The 22,805-nt window shown below is 60.3% G+C and carries 21 protein-coding genes; 15 read left to right on the top strand and 6 right to left on the bottom strand.

From position 1 onward, the window contains the following. Window positions 1-125 precede the first annotated feature (125 nt). The 7 genes from BLR92_RS11515 to BLR92_RS11485 all read left to right on the top strand — a co-directional run bounded on the left by BLR92_RS11515 (window position 126) and on the right by BLR92_RS11485 (window position 6,272). Complete coding sequence (locus BLR92_RS11515; RefSeq protein WP_089728684.1) at window positions 126-2,315, top strand: OsmC domain/YcaO domain-containing protein; 2,190 nt, start codon at window positions 126-128, stop codon at window positions 2,313-2,315. A gap of 89 nt (window positions 2,316-2,404) precedes the next feature. Then, a complete protein-coding gene (locus BLR92_RS11510) occupies window positions 2,405-2,773 on the top strand; it encodes a glyoxalase superfamily protein (protein ID WP_089728682.1) in 369 nt (122 codons plus the stop codon). Between the two features lie 59 nt (window positions 2,774-2,832). Then, window positions 2,833-3,909 carry a proline racemase family protein gene (locus tag BLR92_RS11505; protein ID WP_089728679.1) on the top strand — a complete coding sequence of 359 codons (1,077 nt, stop codon included), beginning with the start codon at window positions 2,833-2,835 and terminating at the stop codon, window positions 3,907-3,909. Window positions 3,910-4,056: 147 nt separating this feature from the next. Next, on the top strand, window positions 4,057-4,701 hold the full coding sequence (locus BLR92_RS11500) for a glutathione S-transferase family protein (RefSeq protein ID WP_089728677.1): 645 nt from the start codon (window positions 4,057-4,059) through the stop codon (window positions 4,699-4,701). Window positions 4,702-4,827: 126 nt separating this feature from the next. Continuing rightward, complete coding sequence (locus tag BLR92_RS20170; protein WP_089728675.1) at window positions 4,828-5,127, top strand: putative quinol monooxygenase; 300 nt, start codon at window positions 4,828-4,830, stop codon at window positions 5,125-5,127. Window positions 5,128-5,466: 339 nt separating this feature from the next. Then, entirely contained in the window at window positions 5,467-5,814 is a 348-nt protein-coding gene (locus BLR92_RS11490) for a DUF2200 domain-containing protein (RefSeq protein WP_089728673.1), read from the top strand. A gap of 92 nt (window positions 5,815-5,906) precedes the next feature. Then, a complete protein-coding gene (locus BLR92_RS11485; protein WP_089728671.1) occupies window positions 5,907-6,272 on the top strand; it encodes a cupin domain-containing protein in 366 nt (121 codons plus the stop codon). Window positions 6,273-6,719: 447 nt separating this feature from the next. Here the strand turns inward: BLR92_RS11485 and fabF are convergent, their stop codons facing one another. Beyond that, a complete protein-coding gene (fabF, locus tag BLR92_RS11480) occupies window positions 6,720-7,985 on the bottom strand; it encodes a beta-ketoacyl-ACP synthase II (protein WP_089728669.1) in 1,266 nt (421 codons plus the stop codon). A 306-nt stretch (window positions 7,986-8,291) separates the two neighbouring features. Here fabF and BLR92_RS11475 point away from each other — a divergent pair, with 306 nt between their 5' ends. The 7 genes from BLR92_RS11475 to BLR92_RS19570 all read left to right on the top strand — a co-directional run bounded on the left by BLR92_RS11475 (window position 8,292) and on the right by BLR92_RS19570 (window position 14,712). Continuing rightward, window positions 8,292-8,936, top strand: coding sequence for a TetR/AcrR family transcriptional regulator (locus tag BLR92_RS11475; protein WP_089728667.1), 645 nt, complete (start codon window positions 8,292-8,294; stop codon window positions 8,934-8,936). A 75-nt stretch (window positions 8,937-9,011) separates the two neighbouring features. Further along, window positions 9,012-9,452, top strand: coding sequence for a DUF1801 domain-containing protein (locus BLR92_RS11470; RefSeq protein ID WP_089728665.1), 441 nt, complete (start codon window positions 9,012-9,014; stop codon window positions 9,450-9,452). 74 nt (window positions 9,453-9,526) lie between these two features. Next, window positions 9,527-9,997: an AAC(3)-I family aminoglycoside N-acetyltransferase gene (locus BLR92_RS11465; RefSeq protein WP_089728664.1), complete on the top strand. Its 471-nt coding sequence runs from the start codon at window positions 9,527-9,529 to the stop codon at window positions 9,995-9,997. Window positions 9,998-10,201: 204 nt separating this feature from the next. Next, window positions 10,202-12,400: a catalase/peroxidase HPI gene (gene katG / locus BLR92_RS11460; RefSeq protein WP_089728662.1), complete on the top strand. Its 2,199-nt coding sequence runs from the start codon at window positions 10,202-10,204 to the stop codon at window positions 12,398-12,400. A gap of 556 nt (window positions 12,401-12,956) precedes the next feature. Continuing rightward, window positions 12,957-13,334, top strand: a complete 378-nt coding sequence (locus tag BLR92_RS11455) for a hypothetical protein (RefSeq protein WP_089728660.1) — start codon at window positions 12,957-12,959, stop codon at window positions 13,332-13,334. Window positions 13,335-13,456: 122 nt separating this feature from the next. Further along, the gene (locus tag BLR92_RS11450) at window positions 13,457-14,062 is read left to right on the top strand and encodes a hypothetical protein (RefSeq protein WP_089728658.1); all 606 of its coding nucleotides are present in this window, start codon (window positions 13,457-13,459) and stop codon (window positions 14,060-14,062) included. Window positions 14,063-14,148: 86 nt separating this feature from the next. After that, on the top strand, window positions 14,149-14,712 hold the full coding sequence (locus tag BLR92_RS19570) for a hypothetical protein (RefSeq protein WP_139171595.1): 564 nt from the start codon (window positions 14,149-14,151) through the stop codon (window positions 14,710-14,712). A gap of 205 nt (window positions 14,713-14,917) precedes the next feature. On the opposite strand, the gene BLR92_RS11440 is transcribed toward BLR92_RS19570, so the two are convergent. The 5 genes from BLR92_RS11440 to BLR92_RS11420 all read right to left on the bottom strand — a co-directional run bounded on the left by BLR92_RS11440 (window position 14,918) and on the right by BLR92_RS11420 (window position 21,743). Continuing rightward, on the bottom strand, window positions 14,918-15,817 hold the full coding sequence (locus BLR92_RS11440) for a hydroxymethylglutaryl-CoA lyase (RefSeq protein WP_089728654.1): 900 nt from the start codon (window positions 15,815-15,817) through the stop codon (window positions 14,918-14,920). Window position 15,818: 1 nt separating this feature from the next. After that, window positions 15,819-17,882: an acetyl/propionyl/methylcrotonyl-CoA carboxylase subunit alpha gene (locus tag BLR92_RS11435; protein WP_089728652.1), complete on the bottom strand. Its 2,064-nt coding sequence runs from the start codon at window positions 17,880-17,882 to the stop codon at window positions 15,819-15,821. Further along, window positions 17,879-18,715 (bottom strand): enoyl-CoA hydratase-related protein, encoded by an 837-nt coding sequence (locus tag BLR92_RS11430; RefSeq protein WP_089728650.1) that lies wholly within the window; start codon window positions 18,713-18,715, stop codon window positions 17,879-17,881. Before BLR92_RS11430 ends, BLR92_RS11435 begins: the two co-directional genes overlap by 4 nt. 125 nt (window positions 18,716-18,840) lie before the next feature. After that, a complete protein-coding gene (locus BLR92_RS11425; protein WP_089728648.1) occupies window positions 18,841-20,448 on the bottom strand; it encodes a carboxyl transferase domain-containing protein in 1,608 nt (535 codons plus the stop codon). Window positions 20,449-20,573: 125 nt separating this feature from the next. After that, window positions 20,574-21,743 carry an isovaleryl-CoA dehydrogenase gene (locus BLR92_RS11420; RefSeq protein ID WP_089728646.1) on the bottom strand — a complete coding sequence of 390 codons (1,170 nt, stop codon included), beginning with the start codon at window positions 21,741-21,743 and terminating at the stop codon, window positions 20,574-20,576. A gap of 423 nt (window positions 21,744-22,166) precedes the next feature. Here BLR92_RS11420 and BLR92_RS11415 point away from each other — a divergent pair, with 423 nt between their 5' ends. Then, a complete protein-coding gene (locus BLR92_RS11415; RefSeq protein ID WP_089728644.1) occupies window positions 22,167-22,799 on the top strand; it encodes a DUF1326 domain-containing protein in 633 nt (210 codons plus the stop codon). The last annotated feature ends 6 nt before the right edge of the window (window positions 22,800-22,805 follow it).

Here is a 22,805-nt window from a genome sequence, read left to right as displayed (position 1 = left end):
TTCACCACACGGCGTGCTATTGAGCGTTTTTTCACCCGCCACCCAAGACGCCGGGCGGCAAAATCGGGATAATGGCCGGCTACACGTCCACGACTCCCCGAAAGCCATCAACCCGGCTCCCGCTTATGGAAATCAAGGTCAACTATCTCGAGAACCTGCGTCAGGAAGCCAGGTTCGACGACTTCACCGTCATCACCGATCAGCCGATTCGCTACAAGGGCGATGGCTCCGCACCGGGGCCGTTCGACTACTTCCTGGCCTCGTCGGCGCTGTGCGCCGCCTACTTCGTGCGGGTGTACTGCAACGCGCGGGACATCCCCACCGAGAACATCCGGCTGTCGCAGAACAACATCGTCGACCCGGAGAACCGCTACAACCAGATTTTCAGGATTCAGATCGAACTGCCGAATGATCTGTCCGACAAGGATCGCACCGGCATTTTGCGCTCCATCGAGCGCTGCTCGGTCAAGCGGGTGATCCAGAACAACCCCGAGTTCCAGATCGAGGTGGTCGATAACATCGATGAAGACGCCCAGGCGCTTCTGATGGGCGGCACCGTGGAAGGTGAAGACACCTGGATCGAGGGCAAGGACCTGCCGCTGGAGCAGACCATCGCCAATATGACCGGCATCCTCGAGGCTCTCGGCATGAAGATCGAGATCGCCTCGTGGCGCAACATCGTGCCGCACGTGTGGTCGCTGCACATTCGCGATGCCGTCTCGCCGATGTGCTTTACCAACGGCAAGGGCGCCACCAAGGAAGCCGCGCTGTGCTCGGCGCTGGGCGAGTTCATCGAGCGCCTGAGTTGCAACTTCTTCTACAACGACCAGTTTTTCGGCGAGGAGATCGCGGGCAGCGCCTTCGTTCACTACCCCAACGAGGAGTGGTTCCAGCCGGGGCCGAACGACGAGCTGCCGGCCGGCATTCTGGATGACCATTGCCGGGCGATCTACGATCCGGACGGCGAACTGCGCGGCTCGCATCTGATCGATACCAACTCCGGCAAATCTGAGCGCGGCATCGTTGCCTTGCCCTTCGTGCGCCAGTCGGACGGCGAGACGGTCTACTTCCCCTCCAACCTGATCGAGAACCTCTACCTCAGCAACGGCATGAGCGCCGGCAACACCCTGGTCGAGGCGCAGGTGCAGTGCCTGTCGGAGATATTCGAGCGGGCGGTGAAGAGGCGGATCATCGAAGAAGAGATCGTGCTGCCCGACGTGCCCGAGGCGGTGCTGGCCAAATACCCCAACATTCTCGAGGGCATCGAGGCGCTGGAGGCGCAGGGCTTCCCGGTGCTGGTCAAGGATGCCTCCCTCGGCGGTCAGTTCCCGGTGGCCAATGTCACGCTGATGAACCCGAAAACCGGCGGTGTCTTCGCGTCGTTCGGCGCGCACCCCAGTTTCGAAGTGGCGCTTGAGCGCAGTCTCACCGAACTGCTGCAGGGGCGCAGTTTCGAGGGCTTGAGCGATCTGCCGCCGCCGACCTTCAACTCGCAGGCGGTGGCCGAACCGAACAACGGCGTCGAGCACTTCATCGATTCGTCCGGGGTGATCTCCTGGCGCTTCTTCAGCGCACGCGCCGACGTCGAGTTCTGCGAATGGGACTTCTCCGGCACCAACGAGGAAGAAGCGGCCAGCCTGTTCCATATCCTCGCGGATATGGGCTTCGAGGCTTACATGGCCGTGCTCGATCAGCTGGGAGCGCCGGTCTGCCGCATCCTGGTGCCAGGCTATTCCGAGGTGTACCCCGTGGAAGACCTGATCTGGGACAACACCAACATGGCGCTGGCCTTCCGCGAGGACATACTCAACCTGCATTCCCTGGATGATGCGCAGCTGACCGACCTGCTCGAGCGCCTGGAGGAGAGCGAGCTCGACGAGCAGATGAAGATCGTCACCCTGATCGGCATCGAGTTCGACGACAACACCGTCTGGTCCGAGCTCACCATTCAGGAATTGAAGCTATTGCTCCACCTGGCGCTGCAGCAGTTCGAGGAGGCGTTGGACCACGTCGAGATGTTCCTGCAGTTCAACGATAACAGCGTCGCGCGGGGGCTGTTCTACCAGGCGATGCAGGCGGTGCTGGAAATCACCCTGGATGATGAGCTGGAACTGGACGACTATCTCTATAACCTGCGGCGCATGTTCGGCGACGAGGACATGGACGCCGTGGTCGGCTCGGTCACCGGCGAGGTACGCTTCCACGGCCTGACGCCCACCAGCATGAAGCTGGAGGGAATAGACAGGCACCAGCGCCTGATCGAAAGCTACAAGAAGTTGCACGCGGCGCGGGCTGCCAGAGCTGTTACTGCATAGCCAGAACCACATTTACGACCGGTGGCGCTGCGGTGGTTGAAAGGCCGCAGCGTCGTTGCACTGCCAACTGCGCAAGGAGAGCAAGCAGTATGAGCTTTGGCAAGACGACACCCATTCTCCGCATTTTCGATGAAGTCAAAGCCAGGGAGTTCTACATTGACTTCCTCGGCTTCTGCGTCGATTGGGAGCACCGTTTCGAGCCGGGCTTGCCGCTCTACCTGCAGATTTCCAAGGATGGCTGTGTTCTGCACCTCTCCGAACACCATGGCGACTGCTGCCCGGGCGCTGCACTGCGTATCGAAACGGATGAGCTCGAAGCTTTCCATCAGCAATTGAACGCGGCAGGCTATCCGTACGCCAAGCCGGGCATGGAGGAGATGCCCTGGGGCAGCAAGGACATGACGGTGGCGGATCCGTTCGGCAACCGCCTGACCTTTACCAGTGCGATCAGTACCTGAGAGACGCTACTCGCTGCCGAAGCCATTCCCGCACGGGGCGCTGAAACACCGGAGACAGGATGAGCGCTACGGATAAGCTTGCCGACTGCCGCATTCTCACTCTCATCGACGCCCATGCCGGTGGTGACCTTGGCCGCGTTGTAATGGCCGGCGTGGGAAACCTGCCGACGGGCAGTGTGGCGGAGCGCGCGCTCTTCTTGCGGGAGCGTGCCGACGGGTTGCGTCGTCTTCTCATTCGGGAGCCCTATGGCGATCCCTCCCATTGCATCAATCTGGTTGTTCCGCCCGCGAGTCCGGAGGCGGATGCCGGGCTGATCATCATGGGGACGATGGGTTACCCGGATTTTTCCGGTTCCAATGCCATGTGCACCGTCGCTGCCCTGGTCAAGGCCGAACGGCTGGCCCTGAAAGACGGGCAGGGTGATTTATCGCTCGAGACGCCTGGAGGTGTCACCCGGCTGAATGTTTCCCATCGTGCGGGGAAACTGGAAACGGTTTCCTACGATGCGCTGCCCGGTTTTGTGGCGGAGGAGGAGTGCTGGGCGGATGTCGAGGGATGGGGACGCGTGCGCTACAGTCTCGTCTATGGCGGCGTTTTTTATGCCGTCGTGTCGGCGACGGATGTGGGCCTCGATCCGGCGCGGACGCCGACTCCGACATTGACGCAATTCTTCAGCGACTTTCTTCGCGTTGCTGCCCGGCAAAAGCTCCATCACCCGGTTCTGGGCGCCATGCCGCCGCTTTCATTGGCGCTCCTTGCCAGTCCTTTGGAGGCGGACTCCTCGGGTGTGGCGGTTGCGCGGGTGGCGGTCTATATGGAGCCGCGTGTCATTTGCCGCGGCCCCACCGGGACGGGAACGACCGCTCTTCTAGCTTGGCTTGCGCGCCGTGGAGAAATTGAAGCCGGCTCGACAATCCGAACGATTTCTCCATACGGCAATGAGTTTTCTGGAACCCTCAGCGCCACGAAGATCGCGGTCGGCGGTAAGCCGGCTGTAAAAACACGCATTACCGGTAGGCCGCACCTTTTATCTCCCGGTCGGATTGTCGTCGATCTCGACGATCCGCGCGTCGATAGACGAGAACTTGAGACGATTCTCGTGCACGGCGAGGACAAACCCAGCTCGCAACATTGAGACCACGTAAGCTCTGCTTCGGAGCCATGTCTTCAGAGTGTGTAAAAGAAGCTGGCCACCCAGCCCGCTGTGTAGAGACCGAGACCGACGACCTTGCCAACGCGATACGCGCGCTTAAACGCCGTCGTCCTCAAAAGGAGGCGTTAAATGACCGATCTGATTCTCACGACTTTCGACTGGGTTCCCGAGATGCCACGGGGCTATGTGCGCGACTTACGGGTGCGCTGGGCGCTGGAAGAGGCCGGCATGCCCTATCGCGTCGAGAGCGTGCCGTTTCGTGATCGAGGTACCGAGCATTTCTCACACCAACCTTTCGGGCAGGTGCCGTGGTTGACCGATGGAGACCTCTCGATCTTCGAGAGCGGGGCGATTCTGCTTCATCTGGGCGAGCGCAGTGAGGTGCTGATACCTACCGATCCGCGCACTCGCAGCGACGTCATCGAATGGATATTTGCGGCGCTCAACTCGGTCGAGATGGCGAGCCTGCCCTGGTCCCTCTTCATGTTCACTGGCGATACCGAAGAAACGCCGGGTCGGAAAATGTTGGACAAGTTTCTCGACACCAGGCTCCAGCACCTGGAGGCGGTCCTGGCTGGACGCGAATGGCTAGCCGGGACCTTCTCCGTCGCCGACATCCTCATGGCGGATGTGCTGCGCCTCGTCGATCGGTTCGATGGGCTTGCAAATTACCCGACCTGCCGAGGCTACGTCGCGCGTGCCACGGCCCGCCCGTCCTTCGTGAAGGCGCACGCGGACCAGATGACGCATTTCGCGGCGGCAGCATTGCCATAGGGCGTCATCGATGCAGCACCTTGTCGATCTCGCCGAGGTTCGTTCGACTATGGGTAAGGGAGCTAATTTACCCAAGATTGAGCTCACTTCCTGTATGTGTTGAACATTTCACGAGGACAAACTTCTATGGGCGAGCGTAAGGTTATTGTCGCGGGTTGGTTTACAGTGGAGCCGGAGAAGCGAGACGCGGTAGTGGAGAGTTTCAGGGACCTCATACAGCGTGCTCGCAATGCTCCCGGATGTTTGGATCTAGCAATTACGGCGGACCCTGTTGATTCGAGTCGAATCAATAATTTCGAATTCTGGGAGTCTGAAGAAGCTCTGGATGAATGGCGTGCGGTCTCGGACCCTCCGAAACAAATTGCGCCGATGCTCCAAGTGGAGGTACAGAAACATATCCTCCAGAGTTCAGGACCACCATTCTGAGCGAGCGTCACTCAACCACCGCTTCCAGGCGATGTCGCTGCTGCCACCTTGCGTCGCCAGGTAGAGGCTGAGCACGGCCGTTGGGGCTTACGAACATGCTCGCTTCGAGCAGAGCATGCATCGCCGTTGTCGAATATCCCCATCACCTATGTGGATGGCATCAATGATCATTGGCAAGAGACTCCTCGATACTGTTCGCATCTGTAGCGGTGGTCATCATTCCAGGCCTTGACGGGCGGCGGCCTGTTCGGTGTGGGGGGAAGCCTTGTTCGCCGGTAAGCCATCGTTAGCGAGCTGAAGCAAATATGTGTATCGCACTCAGACTCAGGAGGATTGAGGATGCCTAAGCACCACATTTTCGCGACATCATTTGCAAAGGTTTATCCATATTATGTTCAAAAAGCAGAACGCAAAAATCGTACGAAAGATGAAGTTGATCAAATCATTTACTGGCTGACAGGCTACGACCAGGCGGGTTTACAGCATCAAATCGAACAGGAAAACGATTTTGAAACCTTCTTTGCGCAAGCTCCAGTCATTCATCCGAATAGTTCGCTTATCAAGGGTGTGGTGTGCGGTGTCCGCGTAGAAGAAGTCGAAGATCCACTGATGCAAAAAATACGCTACTTAGACAAGCTGATTGATGAGCTTGCAAAAGGAAAGGCGATGGAGAAGATTCTGCGGTAGTTCGCCTAATGCTCACATTGGCGTTGCTCTAAACGTTACGGTTGGCTACGGTAAGGCAAAAGCCGGTGGAGGCTAGGCCCAAAGGAAAAACCATGACGCATCGTCTTACCCCATCGAACGCGCTCCAAAGGCTCCAAGCCAATGACGGAACGCCGTTCTTGGAACTCTTCCGGCACGGTTCACTCCAGGTTGAAATATACAAGCCAGAAGGCGTAGATCGCCAGGCCCCGCACACCAGGGACGAGGTGTACGTCATCATCTCCGGCTCAGGGCAGTTCTTGAATGGAAGCACTCGGCAGCCATTTCAGCCCGGCGAGGTGCTGTTCGTGCCCGCGGGCGTCGAGCATCGCTTTGAGGATTTCACCAAAGACTTCGCTACGTGGGTGTTTTTCTATGGCCCGGAAGGCGGCGAAAGCACCAACGCACATAGCAGCTTTGGTGAGGCTATGAATCCATGAGTGACGGTGCTGCTGAGATGAACGTAGACACCGCCGTTTATAAAACGCGGCTGGAGTCTACCAAGGCCATCCCTTGAAAAATTGATTGGAAAACGCTGCTTCTCCCGGGTCGTGGGCTTCTGCGTCGCGCAGCCCAAGGAATGGCGAAGTGGAGTGTGAATTAAATAAAAAAAATTGCCGTGCAGGACTTCCGATAATAATTAAATGAAGGGGGAACTATGAAGGTAATAATCGTTGCTTTTGCGCTATTGGTTTTCAGTAGTAGTGTTCTAGCTCATGGAGGAGGCTGTCGAAAAAGTTCTCCACCAGGGCAGTGCTGTCACATGGATAACAGTGTGGGTAGGGTTCATTGTCATTGAGACTTGGTACGACAACCCAACACCCCGAGCCAGCACATGGCTCGGGGTGTTGCCGTTCATGGCATCAGTTGATTGCGGAACTGACTTCCTACACCTTGCTGACGATCAGGGCGGCATTCACCCCACCAAAGCCGAAGCCGTTGCACAGCACGTGCTGGCTGCGGTGCTCGCGTGCCGAGCCCGCGACTATATCCAGGTCCTGCAGGTCCCCGTCGGCGTTCTCGAGATTCAGGGTCGGGGGCAGCCGGTCGTGCATGACCGCCAGGGCGGAGAAGATGCTCTCCACGCCGCCGGCCGCACCGAGCAGATGGCCGGTGGCCGACTTGGTCGCGGAAATCGGGATGCCGGCGAGGGCGTCGCCGAAGGCATTGCGCAGGGACGCGATCTCGGCTCGGTCGCCGACCGGCGTCGAGGTGGCGTGGGCATTGATATGGTCGATCGCCTCGGGAGAAAGCCCGGCCATTTTCAGCGCCGCCCGGATGGCCGCCGCGGCACCGGCGCCGTCTTCCGGCCCGGCGGTGATGTGGTGGGCGTCGGCGCTGGTGCCATAGCCGCTGAGCATGGCTAGCGGCGTTGCCCCGCGTGCCTCGGCGTGGGCCAGGCTCTCGATCACCAACAGCCCCGCACCTTCCCCCATGACGAAACCGTTGCGCGCCTGGTCGAAGGGCCGCGACGCCTTGGCGGGTTCGTCCTGCTCGGTGGAGAGTGCCTTCATGGCGTGGAAGCTGGCCAGCGAGAGCGGGTCGATACAGGCCTCGGCGCCGCCTACCAGAGCCACGTCGGCTTCGCCGCTGCGGATCAGGCGCATGCCATCGCCGATGGCCTGAACGCCCGCCGCGCAGGCGGTCACCGGGCATCCCAGCGGCCCCCGAAAACCATAGCGAATCGACACATTGCCCGCCGCCAGGTTGGCCAGGAAGGCCGGCACGGTGAAAGGCGAGAGCCGGCGGTGGCCGCGCGTCGACAGGGTGTTCTGTGCCTGGGTAATGGTGGGGAAGCCGCCAATACCGGAGCCCACGATGGTCGCTGTGGCCAGACGCTCCGCATCGCTCGTTGGGAACCAGTTGGCCTGGGCCAGCGCCTCTTCGGCGGCGGCCATGGCGTAGAGACTGAACAGCTCCATCTTGCGACGCTCCTTGGCGTCGGCCACGCGATCCGAGTCGAGGCCGGCTTCCGGGTCGTCGGAAATGCTGGGAACCGAGCCCGCGACCTTGATCGGCAGCTCATTGGTATCGAAGCGGGTGATCGGGGAGATGCCTGAGCGGCCGGCAAGCAGGCGCTCCCAGCCCGCATTGACGCCGCAACCAAGCGGGCTAATCATGCCCATGCCGGTGATGACGAGCGGTGATTGCATGATAGTTTTCCTGAGCAGCTTGGGGTTGTGCCACGCTAGCACCGGGCTTGATATGATCAAGGTAATATTCAGCGCAGGAGTACGAGAGGGTGTTTACAAAACAGGCGAACGATGGCAAGACAAGGCGAAATTGAACGACAAATCGTCAGGATAGACGATTTGGGCGGCTCTGCCGCTCGAAGAGCGAGCAACAGGGATGTTGCGAGTCAGAAACGCAGTTTACAGGTAGTAAATGAGCACTTTGAGAGCAATTTCAACGCCGTATTGCCGAGTACAGCCCTTTTGTAAACGCCCTCTGAGGTCGCCATGCCCTACTCGACTAATCACAAGGCCAAATCGCGGGAGCGCATCCTCAAGTCGGCTATCGAGCTGTTCAGTCGCAAAGGCTTCGAGAAGGTCTCCATCGGCCAAATCATGAAGCTGGCCAAGATGACCCACGGCGCCTTCTACGCCCACTTTGCCTCCAAGGAAGCGCTCTACCATGCCTCGGTGCGGGAAACCCTGGAGAGCAGCCGTGCCGCCAGGCTGGTCAAGGGACCCTTGTCGGTGAAGCACCTGACGGAGCTGGTATCCAACTGCTGGAACCTCCAGGAGCTGGAACGCAAGCACAAGCCGGGGCCCGAGACGGTGCTGTTCAACGAGATCGGCAACGAGAATGCCGAGATCCGCACGCTCTTCGAAGCCTCCTACCTGCGCATGAAAAAGATGCTGGAAACCCGCCTCATCGCCCTGAGCCGCCTGAAGAAACTGCCCTTCGAACCCGACCGCGAGGTCATCGCCGACAAGTCCCGGGTCATTCTCGCCTCCCTGGTGGGCGCCGTGGCCATCGCCAAGAGCCTGCCCGGCGAACAGGAGCGCCAGCACATTCTCAACGCCGCGCAGCGCAACATCCTGCAGATGCTCGGCGTCGACGAGAGCGAGCTGGAAAGCATGCTCGGCAGCGTAGGGTAGGGCGGTAGCTGGTACGGCCTACCGGCGTTGCACCAGCCACCATCTTTCGTATCGATCAGGAAGGGAAAGCTACCCATGACACGCGACAAGGCCAAACCACCGGCAGAAGCCAAGCCGAAGCTCCTCTCAGGAGGAAACCCGCAAATCCCCAAAGCCGACGGCGACGCCCCGGTACAGGCCTACATCGCCGCCATGCCGGAGTGGAAGCAAGACGTCGGGCGCCGGCTCGATGCACTTATCGAGCGTACGGTTCCCGATGTGCGCAAGGCCGTGAGATGGAACTCGCCCTTCTATGGAGTCGAGGGCCAGGGGTGGTTCCTCACCTTCCATTGCTTCACCAAGTACATCAAGGTGGCGTTTCTCAACGGCGCCTCACTGGAGCCACTGCCGCCCACTGCATCCAAGGACCCCAACACCCGCTATCTTCATATCCACCAGAGCGACCCGATCGACGAAGAGCAGGTGGTGGCATGGCTTCGCCAGGCATCCCGGTTGCCTGGCGAGCGTATGTTCTAGCGAGACTCGGGCCTGGCATACACGGGCAAGTGGTGGCATCTCGTTCACGACGTGAGCAGGGGTAATTTCTTTCGATGAGCCTTGAACAAGACGTAAAATTACTTGGCTGCGACGACCTGGGCCTCATGAACGCCTTGCTGGAGGTGTTTGGTCAAAACTTCGGCGAATTGGAGACCTATGTTGGTAAGCGGCCGTCGGCTGTTTACATGAGACGGCTTCTTGCCAGTGACGACTTCATTGCCCTTGTTGCCCACCAGGGCGGAAAAGTGGTGGCCGGCCTGGCCGCGTACGAGCTGAAGAAGTTCGAGCAGGAGCGTAGTGAAGTCTATCTCTATGACCTGGCGGTTGCCGCCGAATACAGGCGACAGGGGATTGCCACTGCCTTGATTCACGCGCTAAGGGGGATTGCCGCAAAACGCGGAGCCTATGTCATCTTCGTCCAGGCCGATACGGGGCCGGAAGACGAGGCGGCAATCGCCCTGTATTCCAAGCTGGGCATCAAGGAGAACGTCCTGCATTTCGATATCCCCGTGAGCCGAAGCTGAGTGGTCCTCATAGCTTGCCTCTATCGGGGCGAAAGCCTTCCCAAAGCTTGACGGCTTCGTTCCTGAATCCTTCACTGTATTTTAACGGCCTATTAAGAATTCCAATGCCTCCTGTCTAGGCCTGAGGGTGTCCCGAAACCTCAAGGCGACACGGAATCGTCGGCTCTATTTCCTGTAGGCCACCATCCAGTCGAGGAGAAGACCGTGTCCGATAACAAGCCGACACGCCCGGAGTGGGGTGCACGCACCACGCCCCGTCTGCAGGGCAACGAGCACTGGTGGCCCGACCAGCTCACCCTCCACATTCTGCACCAGAAGCACCCCGACGCCAGCCCGTTCGGTGCCGACTTCAGCTATGCCGAGGCGTTCTCGCAGCTCGACGTCGACGAATTGACCGCCGATGTCGACGCGTTGATGACCGACTCCCAGGAGTGGTGGCCCGCCGACTGGGGCCACTACGGGCCGTTCTTCATCCGCATGTCGTGGCACGCATCTGGGACCTACCGTGCGGTCGATGGCCGCGGTGGCGGCGGCACCGGCGCTCAGCGCTTCGCGCCGCTCAATAGCTGGCCCGACAACGGCAACCTGGACAAGGCTCGCCGACTTCTCTGGCCGATCAAGAAGAAGTACGGCGAGAAGATTTCCTGGGCCGACCTGCTGGTCTTCGCCGGCAATCGTGCGCTCGAAACGATGGGATTTCGCACCTTCGGTTTCGGGTTCGGCCGCTCTGACATCTGGGCACCCGAGGACGACATCTACTGGGGCCCCGAGACCGAGTGGCTCGCGACCAAGGACGAGCGTTATACCGGCAGCTTCGAGGACAGCAACCGCGTTCTGGACAATCCCCTCGCCGCGGTGCAGATGGGGCTGATCTACGTCAACCCCGAGGGGCCCAACGGGGTTCCTGACGCGATGAAGTCCGCGCAGGATGTACGCGAAACCTTCGCGCGTATGAGCATGAACGACCGCGAGACCGCCGCCCTGACCGTTGGCGGTCACACCTTCGGCAAGATGCATGGCAACGGGCCAGCGGACGCTGTCGGCGAGGCGCCCGAGGGGTCGAAGGTCCACGAGCAGGGGATCGGCTGGGCCAACAAGCACGAGACCGGCCTCGGCGAGTACACGGTGACCTCGGGGCTCGAGGGCGCCTGGACTCCGACGCCGACACAGTGGGACCACTCCTATCTCAACACCATCTTCGCCCACCAGTGGGAGGTCAAGAAGTCGCCGGCGGGCGCGAACCAGTGGCAGCCGGTCGAGGTCCAGGAAGGCTTCTGGGTGCCCGACGCCCATGTCGAAGGCAAGAAGAACCCACCGGTGATGAACACCGCCGACATGGCGATGATCACCGACCCCGCCTACCTCGAAATCGTCAAGGAGTTCCACGAGAACCCGGACGTGCTCGCCGACGAGTTTGCCCGTGCATGGTACAAGCTGCTGCATCGCGACATGGGCCCGCGCGCCCGCTACCTCGGCCCGCAGGTGCCCGACGAGGTCCTCGCCTGGCAGGATCCGGTACCCGAGCACCAGGGGCCGCTGGTCAGCGATGAGCAGATCGCCACGCTCAAACAGCAGATCGCCGACTCCGGCCTCACCGCCAAGCAACTGGTGGGGACCGCCTGGGCCTCGGCCTGCACCTATCGCCAGACCGATCACCGCGGCGGTGCCAACGGTGCGCGCATCCGCCTCGAACCGCAGGCCGGCTGGGACATCAACGTGCGCTCCGGCGTGCCCGAGGTGCTCGACCGGCTCGAGCAGCTCAAGGATGCCTCCGAGGCGAACATCTCGCTCGCAGACATGATCGTGCTGGGCGGCAGCGTCGGGGTCGAAGTGGCAGCGAAGGCCGCCGGGCACGACATCACGATGCCGTTCACCCCGGGCCGTACCGACGCGACCCAGGAGATGACCGAGGTGGATACCCACGCCCACCTCGAGCCGAGGCACGATGCGTTCCGCAACTACATGCAGCCTCAGGCGACCTCCATCCCGGCCGAGCACCTGATGATCGACCGCGCGTTCATGCTCAACCTCAGCGTACCGCAGATGGCTGCGCTGCTCGGCGGCATGCGCGTCATGGGGATCAACGTCGGCGACAGTAACGAGGGAATCCTCACCGACCGCCCCGGACAACTGACGAACGACTCTTTCGTCAATCTCGTCGATATGGGTACCGTCTGGGAGCCGATCGACGAGGGCGAGGAACGCTTCGAAGGCCGGAACCGGGCGACGGGTGAGAAGAAGTGGACCGCGACACGTGTCGATCTCGTCTACGGCTCCAACTCGCAGCTACGTGCCATCGCGGAGGAGTACGCCGCCAACGGTGGCGAGGAGAAGATGGTCGACCGCTTCGTCAAGGGATGGGTCAAGGTCATGGAGAACGACCGCTTCGACCTGCACCGCTGAGTTCTGGCCCGTCGTAGCGGTAACGCGGACTCCCGCTGGTGAAATGAACCCCGAAGGCTGGATATGCAGCCTTCGGGGTTTTTTGTGCTGCAGACCTGGATCATGACAAGCGGCTTCCCGCCTCATGCTTTAGTTGTCGTTGCTCTCAACGTAATGGTTGGTTACGGTTAAGAAAAGGCTACTAAAGATAGCTTACGCAACCAAGAAGTACGCAGGGACTGCCGCACTAGGGATGATGCGAATCATCATCTATTCTGCCAGCAGGGGCGGTAGCATTTCTGATATTCCTGTCAAGCCTCAACACAGCTGACGACGCACTTCGGTAACATCTTTCCCTATTACTGATTGGCACGCGCATTACTTCATGATTGGCTCTGGCAAAACACGCAAGCGTGCGAATCCTGCATAGACTGCCAATGTATCATTAAGGTTTTTAATGTTAATGGGTTAGGTCAAGGGCGCGAGCTAGATAACATTGCTGAACGTGCGTGCTCGTTTAAGTCAATAAATGAGTGTGCAGTCTAATCACCGTTAGTTGCAATAAAAGGAATAGTAAATGACAATTGATAACGAGAAGGATTTAGGGGATGCAATTAAAGAAGACCAAGATTATATTGAAATAGAAGGTGATTTAGGAAAGAAGGTGTTAAAAATAAAAGCCAAAGGTAAAGTTGCTTGGGCTATTGCAATTGGCGCAATAGGAGTAGCCGTTGCTGGAACTTTATACCCTATTCCAGAACCGGCAACTCAAACAACAAGCAAGGCTTTTGCACTTACTGCCGCCGGAGGAGCTGTATCCGTTTTAGGGGTAGGCGCAACAGTTGCTGCTATTTCAATTGCTGTGGCAGCCGGAGGTGTTGGTGCTTTAAATAAATTAAGAAAATACGAAGTTATTAGCCAGGAAAATGGTAAGGTTGTTTTGAAAAAAGCATGAAATGCTAACAGGCGACTGCGCCGGACAATTTTCGCTGTCACCTTTTGTGCAAAGACAAGTACAAGAGCCGCTAGGAAAAATTTGCTCGGTGATTCGGGCACTAAGCGCCAAAGGGGCTAAGCATGTGGGATTGGCGATATCCAATAGATGACATACGAAAAGAGGTTAGGAAATCTCGCTCAAATGGAGACAAACAGACCTCACTCGACGCCATTGATAATCTGCTTGATGAATTAACTGGCGTTTATAACCGCCTTGAAAATGAAGATGCGAAAAAAGATGGCGAGGATAATTCGTTAGCTGATTTTTTCAAAGGTCAACGTGAAATGATTACTCATGCATATGAACAAAGTAAGCAATATGCAAATGTAATCGTTTTAGGTGGGTACGCTGGTCTTTTCACTATTTGGAGTTTTACAAAAGAACAACTACAAGACTGGCAAGTGCTTCTTGTTGGTCTGTTTGTTCTGCTTTCATTCTTTTTCTATCTTGTTTTTGAGCTGTATAGTTCTTGGTTGCGATCAATCCAGATCATAAATCAGCTTGCTGAGCTGGAAGAGGCAGAACAACAAAATAAAATTCCAGAGGAATACGGAAAATCAGAGCGGCAGCGAGCAAAGCGGTTTATAAAACTATGGCCGCTTTTCTTTTTTTCAGCCGTCGGATTTGCTCTTCTCGCGGCAGGCTTATTGGGTTATTCATTTATTCTCGGACTGCTATGCGCTTAACAATTCGATGGTGTGGGGCTGCCTACATTCCGCTTCGTTTTGTTACGGCAGTCCCACATTGAGGCGTTATGTGGGAAAGGGGGAATATGCGAATTTTATTTTTTCTTTTTTTTCTATTAATAGCGCCGTACGCAGTGGCGGGTAAGTTTTCAGATTATGTTGGCACATATTGGCCTTATGATAGTGGTCAATGCGGAACTACCATATTATTTGGTAAATCGCACCCTGACCTAAAGCTAAACGGGGTGTGCATTCCGGCATCAGCAGTAATAGATACGAAACGAAAGAAATTGATTCCGCTGGCGATCGCAGAGATGAAGAACCCGCAGCGGCTTGATGAAATGATACAGATTATGATGGCCCGGTCATTACCTACAGAAGCATATCGAGTCGAAATAGAAGATTACACGGATGATATTTTTGTGCTTGTTGACGGTTCAGTACTTAAAAAAACCGATTACGGCTACGTAGGTTATCTTGGTTTCCAAGAAGATGCTATTCTCTTCCAAGATGGTAATGACTGGAACCTATGTGTTGATGGAGACATGTTCGAGGTGGAGTTGCTGTCTGAAGGATCGGCCTATTACGGACGGGATTCTATCGACGGAAAATCTGCAGGCGAAATTGAATCATTAGATATATGCGGCTAGAAATATTCCAAATAATGTTGTCGCATAATGAAGCGCTGCAGTCGACCGCCTTACCCGCTGTCGCTGCTAAGGTTCTCTCCGCGGGCTGTGCCCGCTCCGACTGAGCTTTGCGTTAAACTTCCTCCAGCAAAGATACATCACCGTAACAACGAAAGCCCGAGCTAGGAACTGAACTGACTCGGGGGCTTTCGTTTCCACCACGTACTTACTTAGCTGCCAACGCCACCCCCACCTTCGACCGATTGGGCCGCCCAATTGCTTGGGTGATCCAAGTGCCGGTTCCCGCCAGCTTGTCCAGATCAATCCCCGTCTCGATACCCAGCCCATCCAACAGATACACCACGTCTTCACTCGCCACGTTGCCGGAGGCGCCCTTGGCGTAGGGGCAGCCGCCGAGGCCGGCGACGGAGTTGTCGATTACCGCGATGCCTTCTTCCAGCACGGCGTAGAGATTGACGAGTGCTTGGCCGTAGGTGTCGTGGAAGTGGGCGGCGAGCTTTTCCATGGGGATGTCGCGGCTCACGGCTTCGATCATGCGCTTGGCCTTGAGCGGGGTGCCGGTGCCGATGGTGTCGCCGAGCGAGACTTCATAGCAGCCCATCTCAAAGAGCGCCTTCGAGACTTCGGCGACTTTGGCCGGGGCGATCTCGCCTTCGTAGGGGCAGCCGAGCACGCAGGAGACGTAGCCGCGCACGCGGACGTTGGCCTCTTTGGCGCGCTCCAGCACCGGTTCGAAGCGTTGCAGCGATTCGGCGATCGAGCAGTTGATGTTCTTCTGCGAGAAGGTCTCGCTGGCGGCGCCGAAAACCGCCACTTCCTCCACACCGCATTCCAGCGCGGCTTCCAGCCCCTTGAGGTTGGGCGTTAGCGCCGAGTAGGTCACGCCCGGGCGGCGGGTGAGGCCGGTCATCACCTCGCGGTGGTCGGCCATCTGTGGCACCCACTTGGGCGAGACGAAGCTGGCCGCCTCGATATGCCGGATGCCTGCCGCACCCAGCCGATCGATCAGTTCGAGCTTGGTGGCGGTGCCGATCGGTTCGGGCTCGTTCTGCAGCCCGTCGCGCGGGCCGACCTCGACCAGTCTCACGGATTGGGGAAATGCCATCTCAGCCTCCTGACTCGTCCGCGGCGAACTCCAGCAACACCTCCCCCTGACCGACCGTATCACCAGCGGCGAAGTGGAAGCTCCCCACTTGGCCATCGGCGGGGGCGTTGAGGGTGTGCTCCATCTTCATCGCCTCCATGACCATCAGCGGCGTGCCTTTCTCGACGGGCTGGCCGGGCTCGACCAGCAGCGCTACCACGGTGCCGTGCATGGGCGCGGTCAGGGTGGCGTCGACCTCGTGCTGGCCGTGGTCGACGGCGTCGAGGCGGCGCCAGAACAGGCGCGTTTCGCCGTGGACGTCGCTCAGCACCAGCACGTCGCCATGCGTGGCGTGGTCGAGGCGTGCCAGCAGCCGGCGCCGATGACCGTCGAGGGTGACGGCGACCGCATCGCCTTCCAGGCGCTGCAACTGGCCTTCAAGCGTGACGTCGCCGACGTGCAGGCGCCAGGCCTCGCCGGCATGGCGCTCGGCCAGCACGGTGACGATAGCGTCACTGCTCGACGCATCGGTGGCATGGCTCGGGTCGGTCAGGGCGATGCGCACCTGCGCCGCACCATTGAGACGCCAGCCATCGCGACGCGCCCATAGCGAGCCGCCGTCGGCCTCGTTCCGCAGTACCTCGAGGGCGACCAGGGCGGCGCTGGCGTAGGTGGGCTCGTCGAGTGCCGGCTTGGCGAATAGCGCCTCAAAATGATGCTCGATGAAGCGGGTATCCAGCTCGGCTTTCTGGAACGCCGTGTGGCCGGCGAGACGCTGGAGAAAGGCGCGGTTGGTGATCACGCCGCTGACGTCCAGTGCAGCCAGGGCGCGGTGCAGTGTGGCCAGGGCCTGGTCGCGGTCGTCGCCGTGGACGATCAACTTGGCGAGCATCGGGTCGTAGTGCATCGAGACCTCGTCACCAGCCTCGACGCCGCTGTCCAGCCGCACGCGCGAACTCTCGAGTCCGGCGCCGGCCAGGTCCAGATTGAAACGTTCTAGACGCCCGGTGGCGGGCAGGAAGTCCTGCTCCGGGTCCTCGGCGTAGAGCCGCGCCTCGAAGGCGTGGCCGACGATGCGCAGTTCGTTCTGCGCCTTAGGCAAGGGCAGGCCGGCGGCCACGCGCAGCTGCCATTCGACCAGGTCTTCGCCGGTGATCATCTCGGTGACCGGGTGCTCGACCTGCAGGCGGGTGTTCATCTCCATGAAAAAGAAGCTCTGGTCCGCGTCTAACAAAAACTCGACGGTACCGGCACCCACGTAACCGATCTCCTTGGCGGCGCGCACCGCGGCCTCGCCCATTTCGCGTCGCAAGGTCTCGCTCATACCCGGCGCCGGGGCCTCCTCCAACACCTTCTGGTGACGGCGCTGCACCGAGCAGTCGCGCTCGAACAGATAGACGCCGTTGCCCTGGCCGTCGCAGAACACCTGCACCTCGACATGGCGCGGCTGGGTCAGGTACTTCTCGATCAGCATGCGGTCATCGCCGAAGGCGGCCCGGGACTCGCGCCGGCAGCCATCCAGCGCGGCCTGGAACTCCGCGCCGCGCTCGACCACGCGCATGCCCTTGCCGCCGCCGCCGGCGCTGGCCTTGAGCAGCACCGGGTAACCGATACGCTCGGCCTCGGTTTTCAGCAGGTCGTCGGACTGATCGTCGCCGTGATAGCCGGGCACCAACGGCACGCCGGCGGCGTCCATGCGCGCCTTGGCGGCGGACTTGTCGCCCATGGCGGCGATGGCGCTCGCCGGCGGGCCGACGAAGACGATGCCTGCTCGCTCGCAGGCGGCGACGAACGTGGCGTTCTCCGAGAGAAAGCCGTAGCCGGGGTGGATCGCCGAAGCGCCGGTGCGCCGGGCGGCGTCGATCACCGCCTCGACGTTCAGGTAGCTTTCCCGCGCGGCGGCCGGCCCGAGGCGCACGGCCTCGTCGGCCTCGCGCACGTGGCGGGCGTTGGCGTCGGCATCGGAGTAGACCGCCACGCTTTTCAGGCCCAGGCGGCGGGCGGTGCGAATCACCCGGCAGGCGATCTCGCCGCGGTTGGCGATCAACACGGTAGTCAGCGGCGTCGGTGCGTTGGCGAGGCTCATGAACCCGGCTCCTTGGTTTCTGGATCGTCGGCGATGCGCCAGGCGGGGTCCCGCTTTTCGAAGAAGGCCGCGAGGCCTTCCTGGCCCTCATCGCTGACGCGCAGTTCGCTGATGGTGCGGCAGCAGCGCTCGCGGGTCGCGTCGGAATCGGGCTCGCGGGCGACGGCGGCGAGTAGCGCTTTGGTGGCGCGCTGGGCCTGCGGCGAGGCACCCAGCAGGGTGTCGACGTACACCGCCACGCGCTCATCGAGCTCGTCGCTGCCCGCGACTTCATGCACCAGGCCGAGAAGCTGGGCCGTGGTCACCTCGATAACTTCCGCGGTGAGGGCGAAGCGGCGCATCTGGCGTTCGCCGATGGCGCGCTGCACGTAGGGGCTGATGACCGCCGGCGACAGCCCGATCCGGACTTCCGAGAGGCAGAAGCGCGCGGCCTCGGAGGCGACGACGAGATCGCAGCAGGCGGCGAGCCCCACCGCGCCCCCGTAGGCGGCGCCCTGCACCCGGCACAGCGTGGGGCAGGGCAGAGTGTCGAGCCGGTACATCAGGCGCGACAGCTCGCGGGAATCAGCGAGATTGGCATCGACGCTGTACTCGACCATACGCTTCATCCAGTTCAGGTCGGCGCCGGCGGAGAAGTGCTTGCCTTCGGAGGCCAGCACGACGACGCGGACGTCCCCGCGCTCGGCGGCGGCGTGCAACTGGTCGAGATGGGCGTTGAGTTCGCCGATCAGCGCGTCGTCGAAGGCGTTGTGGACCTCGGGACGATCCAGGGTCAGCCAGGCGACGCCGCGGGGATCGATCGCTAATCTTGAATAAGAGGTGTTATCTGACATCACAGACCTCGTTAATAAAAGCTTGAAGCTGGAAGAGCGGCGCTTCGCGCCTGGAAGCTTGAAGAAATCCCCTGAGAGCTAGCTGGTGGCAATGTGTTGGCTTCCAGCTCCGCGCGAAGCGCGGCTTACATCCTAAACACGCCGAAGCGCGTCTCCTCGATCTCCGCGTTGAGCGCGGCGCTCAGCGCCAGCCCCAGCACGTCGCGGGTCTGCAGCGGGTCGATCACGCCGTCGTCCCACAACCGCGCGCTGGCGTAGTAGGGGTGGCCCTGGTGCTCGTATTGTTCGTGAATCGGTGCCTTGAACGCCGCTTCGTCATCGCTGCTCCATTCGGTGCCGTTGCGCTCGTGCTGTTCGCGTTTGACCTGGGCCAGCACGTTGGCGGCTTGCTCGCCGCCCATCACCGAGATGCGTGCGTTGGGCCACATGAACAGCAGGTTGGGCTCGTAGGCGCGCCCGCACATGCCGTAGTTGCCGGCGCCGAAGCTGCCGCCGATCAGCACCGTGAACTTGGGCACCCGGGCACAGGCCACGGCGGTGACCAGCTTGGCGCCGTGCTTGGCGATGCCTTCCTGCTCGTATTTCGAGCCGACCATAAAGCCGGTGATGTTCTGCAAAAACAGCAGCGGGATCTTGCGCTGGGCGCACAGCTCGATGAAGTGCGCGCCTTTCTGCGCCGACTCCGAGAACAGCACGCCGTTGTTGGCGACGATGCCCACCGGATGGCCATGCAGATGGGCGAAGCCGGTGACCAGGGTGTCGCCGTAGTAGCGCTTGAATTCGTCGAAGTCGGAGTCGTCGACCAGCCGCGCGATGACCTCGCGCACGTCGTACGGCTTCTTCAGGTCGGTGCCGACGATGCCGTAGAGCTCCTCGGGATCGAGGCGCGGCGGTCGGGATTCCTTCATCGCCAACTGACCGCGCTTCTGCCAGTTGAGGCGCGACACCGCGCGCCGCGCGAGCTGCAGCGCGTGGGCGTCGTTGTCGGCGTAATGATCGGCAACACCGCTGATCTTGCAGTGCACGTCCGCCCCGCCCAGGTCCTCGGCGCTGATCGTCTCGCCGGTGGCGGCCTTCACCAGCGGCGGGCCGCCGAGGAAGATGGTGCCTTGCTCACGCACGATGATCGATTCGTCGGCCATCGCCGGCACGTAGGCGCCCCCGGCGGTGCACGAGCCCATCACCACGGCGATCTGCGGGATGCCTTCGGCGGAGAGCGTGGCCTGGTTGTAGAAGATGCGCCCGAAATGGTCGCGGTCGGGGAAGACCTCGTCCTGATGGGGCAGGTAGGCGCCCCCGGAGTCGACCAGGTAGATACACGGCAGACGATGCTTGCGGGCGACTTCCTGGGCGCGCAGGTGCTTCTTCACCGTTAACGGGTAATAGGTGCCACCCTTGACGGTGGCATCGTTGGCGACGATCACGCATTCGACGCCGGAGACCCGGCCGATGCCGGTGACCACGCCAGCGGCGGGCACCGGCGAATCGTAGACCTCATGCGCGGCCAGCGCGCCGATTTCGAGAAACGGCGAGCCCTCGTCGAGCAGATGGTCGATGCGATCGCGCACGAACAGCTTGCCGCGCGACTCATGCCGATGGCGGGCCTTGTCGCCGCCGCCCCGACGAATCGCCGCGGTCAGCGTGTGCAGCTTATCGACCTCGCTGCGCAGCGCATCGGCGTTGGCCTGGAACGCCTCGGTGCGCGGGTTGATCTGGGTTTGTAGGATAGACATGCATTTCTCCGAGAGAAGCTAGAAGCTAGAAGCTAAGAACGATTCTGGTTCTCTGTTTTCTTCAAGGCGCGAAGCGCCGGTCTTCCAGCTTCCAGCCGCGAAGCGGCGCTCTTCCAGCTTGTGTCTTATTTCGATTCATTAAACAGCTCTCGCCCAATCAGCATGCGGCGAATCTCGCTGGTACCGGCGCCGATCTCGTAGAGCTTGGCGTCGCGCAGCAACCGCCCGGTGGGATACTCGTTGATGTAGCCGTTGCCGCCGAGTAGCTGGATGGCATCGAGCGCGACCTGGGTCGCCTTTTCGGCGCAGTAGAGGATCACGCCGGCGGCGTCCTTGCGCGAGGCTCGGCCGCGATCGCAAGCCGCCGCCACGGCGTAAAGATAGGCGCGGCAGGCGTTCAGCGTGGTGTACATATCGGCGACCTTGCCCTGCACGAGTTGGAACTCGCCGATCGGCTGGTCGAACTGCTTGCGTTCGTGAATATAGGGCAACACGACGTCCATGGCCGCCTGCATGATGCCGATGGGCCCGGCGGCGAGCACGGTGCGCTCGTAATCCAGTCCGCTCATCAGCACCTTGGCGCCACGGCCTTCCTCACCGAGCACGTTCTCCGCCGGCACCTCGCAGTCGTCGAACACCAGTTCGCAGGTGTTGGAGCCGCGCATGCCCAGCTTGTCGAGCTTCTGCGCGGTGGAGAAACCGGGAAAGTCCTTCTCGATGATGAAGGCGGTGATGCCCTTGGAGCCGGCGTCCGGGTCGGTCTTGGCGTAGACCACCAGCACATGGGCATCGGGGCCGTTGGTGATCCACATCTTGTTGCCGTTGAGCACGTACTTGTCGCCGCGTTTCTCGGCGCGCAGCTTCATCGATACCACGTCCGAGCCGGCGCCGGGCTCGGACATCGCCAGAGCCCCGACATGCTCGCCGCTGATCAGCTTAGGCAGGTATTTGGCCTTTTGCTCGGCACTGCCGTTGAGCTTCAACTGGTTGACGCACAGGTTGGAGTGGGCGCCGTAGGAGAGCCCCACCGAGGCGCTGGCCCGCGAAATCTCCTCCATGGCGATGCAGTGGGCGAGGTAGCCCATGCCGCTGCCGCCATCCTCGTCGGACACGGTAATTCCCAACAGGCCCATGTCGCCGAATTTTTGCCACAAATCGGCGGGAAAGACGTTGTCACGATCGATCTGCGCCGCGCGTGGGGCGATCTCGTCGCGGGCGAAGGCGTTGACCTGATCGCGCAGCATGACCAGCGTGTCGTCGAGGCCGAAATCGAGAGGCGTATAAGCGGAATACATGACGCGGCTCCTGAGTGCGTTTGAATAAATGCCTGCACGAACGAATAGCTTCGTTACGCGGTGCTGGAGCGCCAGCCCGGACGAGACTCACCTAACTTTATGTTATTCCTCGCCTTCTGTGCTCCGGGCGCCTCGCTCTTCATTTCGTTCGGCGATTTATTGGCTATATCACAGCCGATGTAAGAATAATGGCAGAATAGGCGAGGTTGACGTTTACGTAAAGTAGAGCATTGGTCGAAGTATTCCCAGGCGTTGGGCGACGGGTATGAAAACAATGATGTGGCAGGCGCGGTCGAGTCGAAAGAAGCTGAACTACACTGATTTCGATAAGCGAGGTATTCCTGAAAATTCCACGAAACGCGCGGCGTCCACATCTGAAGTTGCAGTCCAACCTGGTCGCACCGTGCAAGGGAGGCTTCGAAAATGGCACATGCAAACTGGCGTCTGGAGGGCGATTGGATCAAGAACTGCAACTGCGCATTCGGTTGTCCCTGCGATTTCAATGCCCCGCCCACGCAGGGTGAATGCAAAGGCTTTCTGGGTATGCGTATCGTCGAGGGCCACTATGAGAACACTCGGCTGGACGATCTGAGCTTCTTTGTCGTCGTTCACTTCCCCGGACCGCTGCACGAGGGCAACGGTCAGGCACAGCCGCTCATCGATGAAAGGGCCAGCCCGGAGCAGCGTGAAGCGCTGTTCGAGATCATGTCGGGAAAGCATTCGGCGGAAGGGACGCTGTTCCATATCTTCAACCTGATCGTGACCAAAATGCACGATCCGATCTTCGCCCCGGTGACCTTCGAGTTCGATCAGTCGGCTCGAACCGCGCGCCTGCATATGCCCGGCGCGTTGGAAAGCAGCGTGGAGCCGATACGCAACCCGGTCACGGATCAGCCGCACCGTATTCGTGTCGTCATGCCGGAAGGCTTCGAACACCTCGAAGGCGAGGTCGCCTCGGCGGATATCCAAAGTAGCGGCGCGATTGCGTTTACCACGCAAGAATCGCACAGCACGTTGGCGCATGTCGTACAAACCCCCGATGGAGTGGCGGCATAGGAAGAA

The sequence above is a fragment of the Modicisalibacter muralis genome (genome assembly GCF_900102945.1).
Classification (GTDB): Bacteria; Pseudomonadota; Gammaproteobacteria; order Pseudomonadales; family Halomonadaceae; genus Modicisalibacter; species Modicisalibacter muralis.
The sequence above is the reverse complement of the archived record's forward strand: the minus strand, read 5'-3'. Positions and strand labels throughout refer to the sequence as shown.

Coding starts and splice junctions, on each gene's coding strand:
- BLR92_RS11430 (WP_089728650.1), bottom strand. CDS start 18,715: ATGTCAGATAACACCTCTTATTCAAGATTAGCGATCGATCCCCGCGGC.
- BLR92_RS11450 (WP_089728658.1), top strand. CDS start 13,457: ATGTGGGATTGGCGATATCCAATAGATGACATACGAAAAGAGGTTAGG.
- BLR92_RS11510 (WP_089728682.1), top strand. CDS start 2,405: ATGAGCTTTGGCAAGACGACACCCATTCTCCGCATTTTCGATGAAGTC.
- BLR92_RS20170 (WP_089728675.1), top strand. CDS start 4,828: ATGGGCGAGCGTAAGGTTATTGTCGCGGGTTGGTTTACAGTGGAGCCG.
- BLR92_RS19570 (WP_139171595.1), top strand. CDS start 14,149: ATGCGAATTTTATTTTTTCTTTTTTTTCTATTAATAGCGCCGTACGCA.
- BLR92_RS11415 (WP_089728644.1), top strand. CDS start 22,167: ATGGCACATGCAAACTGGCGTCTGGAGGGCGATTGGATCAAGAACTGC.
- fabF (WP_089728669.1), bottom strand. CDS start 7,985: ATGCAATCACCGCTCGTCATCACCGGCATGGGCATGATTAGCCCGCTT.
- BLR92_RS11490 (WP_089728673.1), top strand. CDS start 5,467: ATGCCTAAGCACCACATTTTCGCGACATCATTTGCAAAGGTTTATCCA.
- BLR92_RS11500 (WP_089728677.1), top strand. CDS start 4,057: ATGACCGATCTGATTCTCACGACTTTCGACTGGGTTCCCGAGATGCCA.
- BLR92_RS11470 (WP_089728665.1), top strand. CDS start 9,012: ATGACACGCGACAAGGCCAAACCACCGGCAGAAGCCAAGCCGAAGCTC.
- BLR92_RS11455 (WP_089728660.1), top strand. CDS start 12,957: ATGACAATTGATAACGAGAAGGATTTAGGGGATGCAATTAAAGAAGAC.
- BLR92_RS11515 (WP_089728684.1), top strand. CDS start 126: ATGGAAATCAAGGTCAACTATCTCGAGAACCTGCGTCAGGAAGCCAGG.
- BLR92_RS11425 (WP_089728648.1), bottom strand. CDS start 20,448: ATGTCTATCCTACAAACCCAGATCAACCCGCGCACCGAGGCGTTCCAG.
- BLR92_RS11505 (WP_089728679.1), top strand. CDS start 2,833: ATGAGCGCTACGGATAAGCTTGCCGACTGCCGCATTCTCACTCTCATC.
- BLR92_RS11485 (WP_089728671.1), top strand. CDS start 5,907: ATGACGCATCGTCTTACCCCATCGAACGCGCTCCAAAGGCTCCAAGCC.
- BLR92_RS11420 (WP_089728646.1), bottom strand. CDS start 21,743: ATGTATTCCGCTTATACGCCTCTCGATTTCGGCCTCGACGACACGCTG.
- BLR92_RS11475 (WP_089728667.1), top strand. CDS start 8,292: ATGCCCTACTCGACTAATCACAAGGCCAAATCGCGGGAGCGCATCCTC.
- BLR92_RS11440 (WP_089728654.1), bottom strand. CDS start 15,817: ATGGCATTTCCCCAATCCGTGAGACTGGTCGAGGTCGGCCCGCGCGAC.
- BLR92_RS11435 (WP_089728652.1), bottom strand. CDS start 17,882: ATGAGCCTCGCCAACGCACCGACGCCGCTGACTACCGTGTTGATCGCC.
- BLR92_RS11465 (WP_089728664.1), top strand. CDS start 9,527: ATGAGCCTTGAACAAGACGTAAAATTACTTGGCTGCGACGACCTGGGC.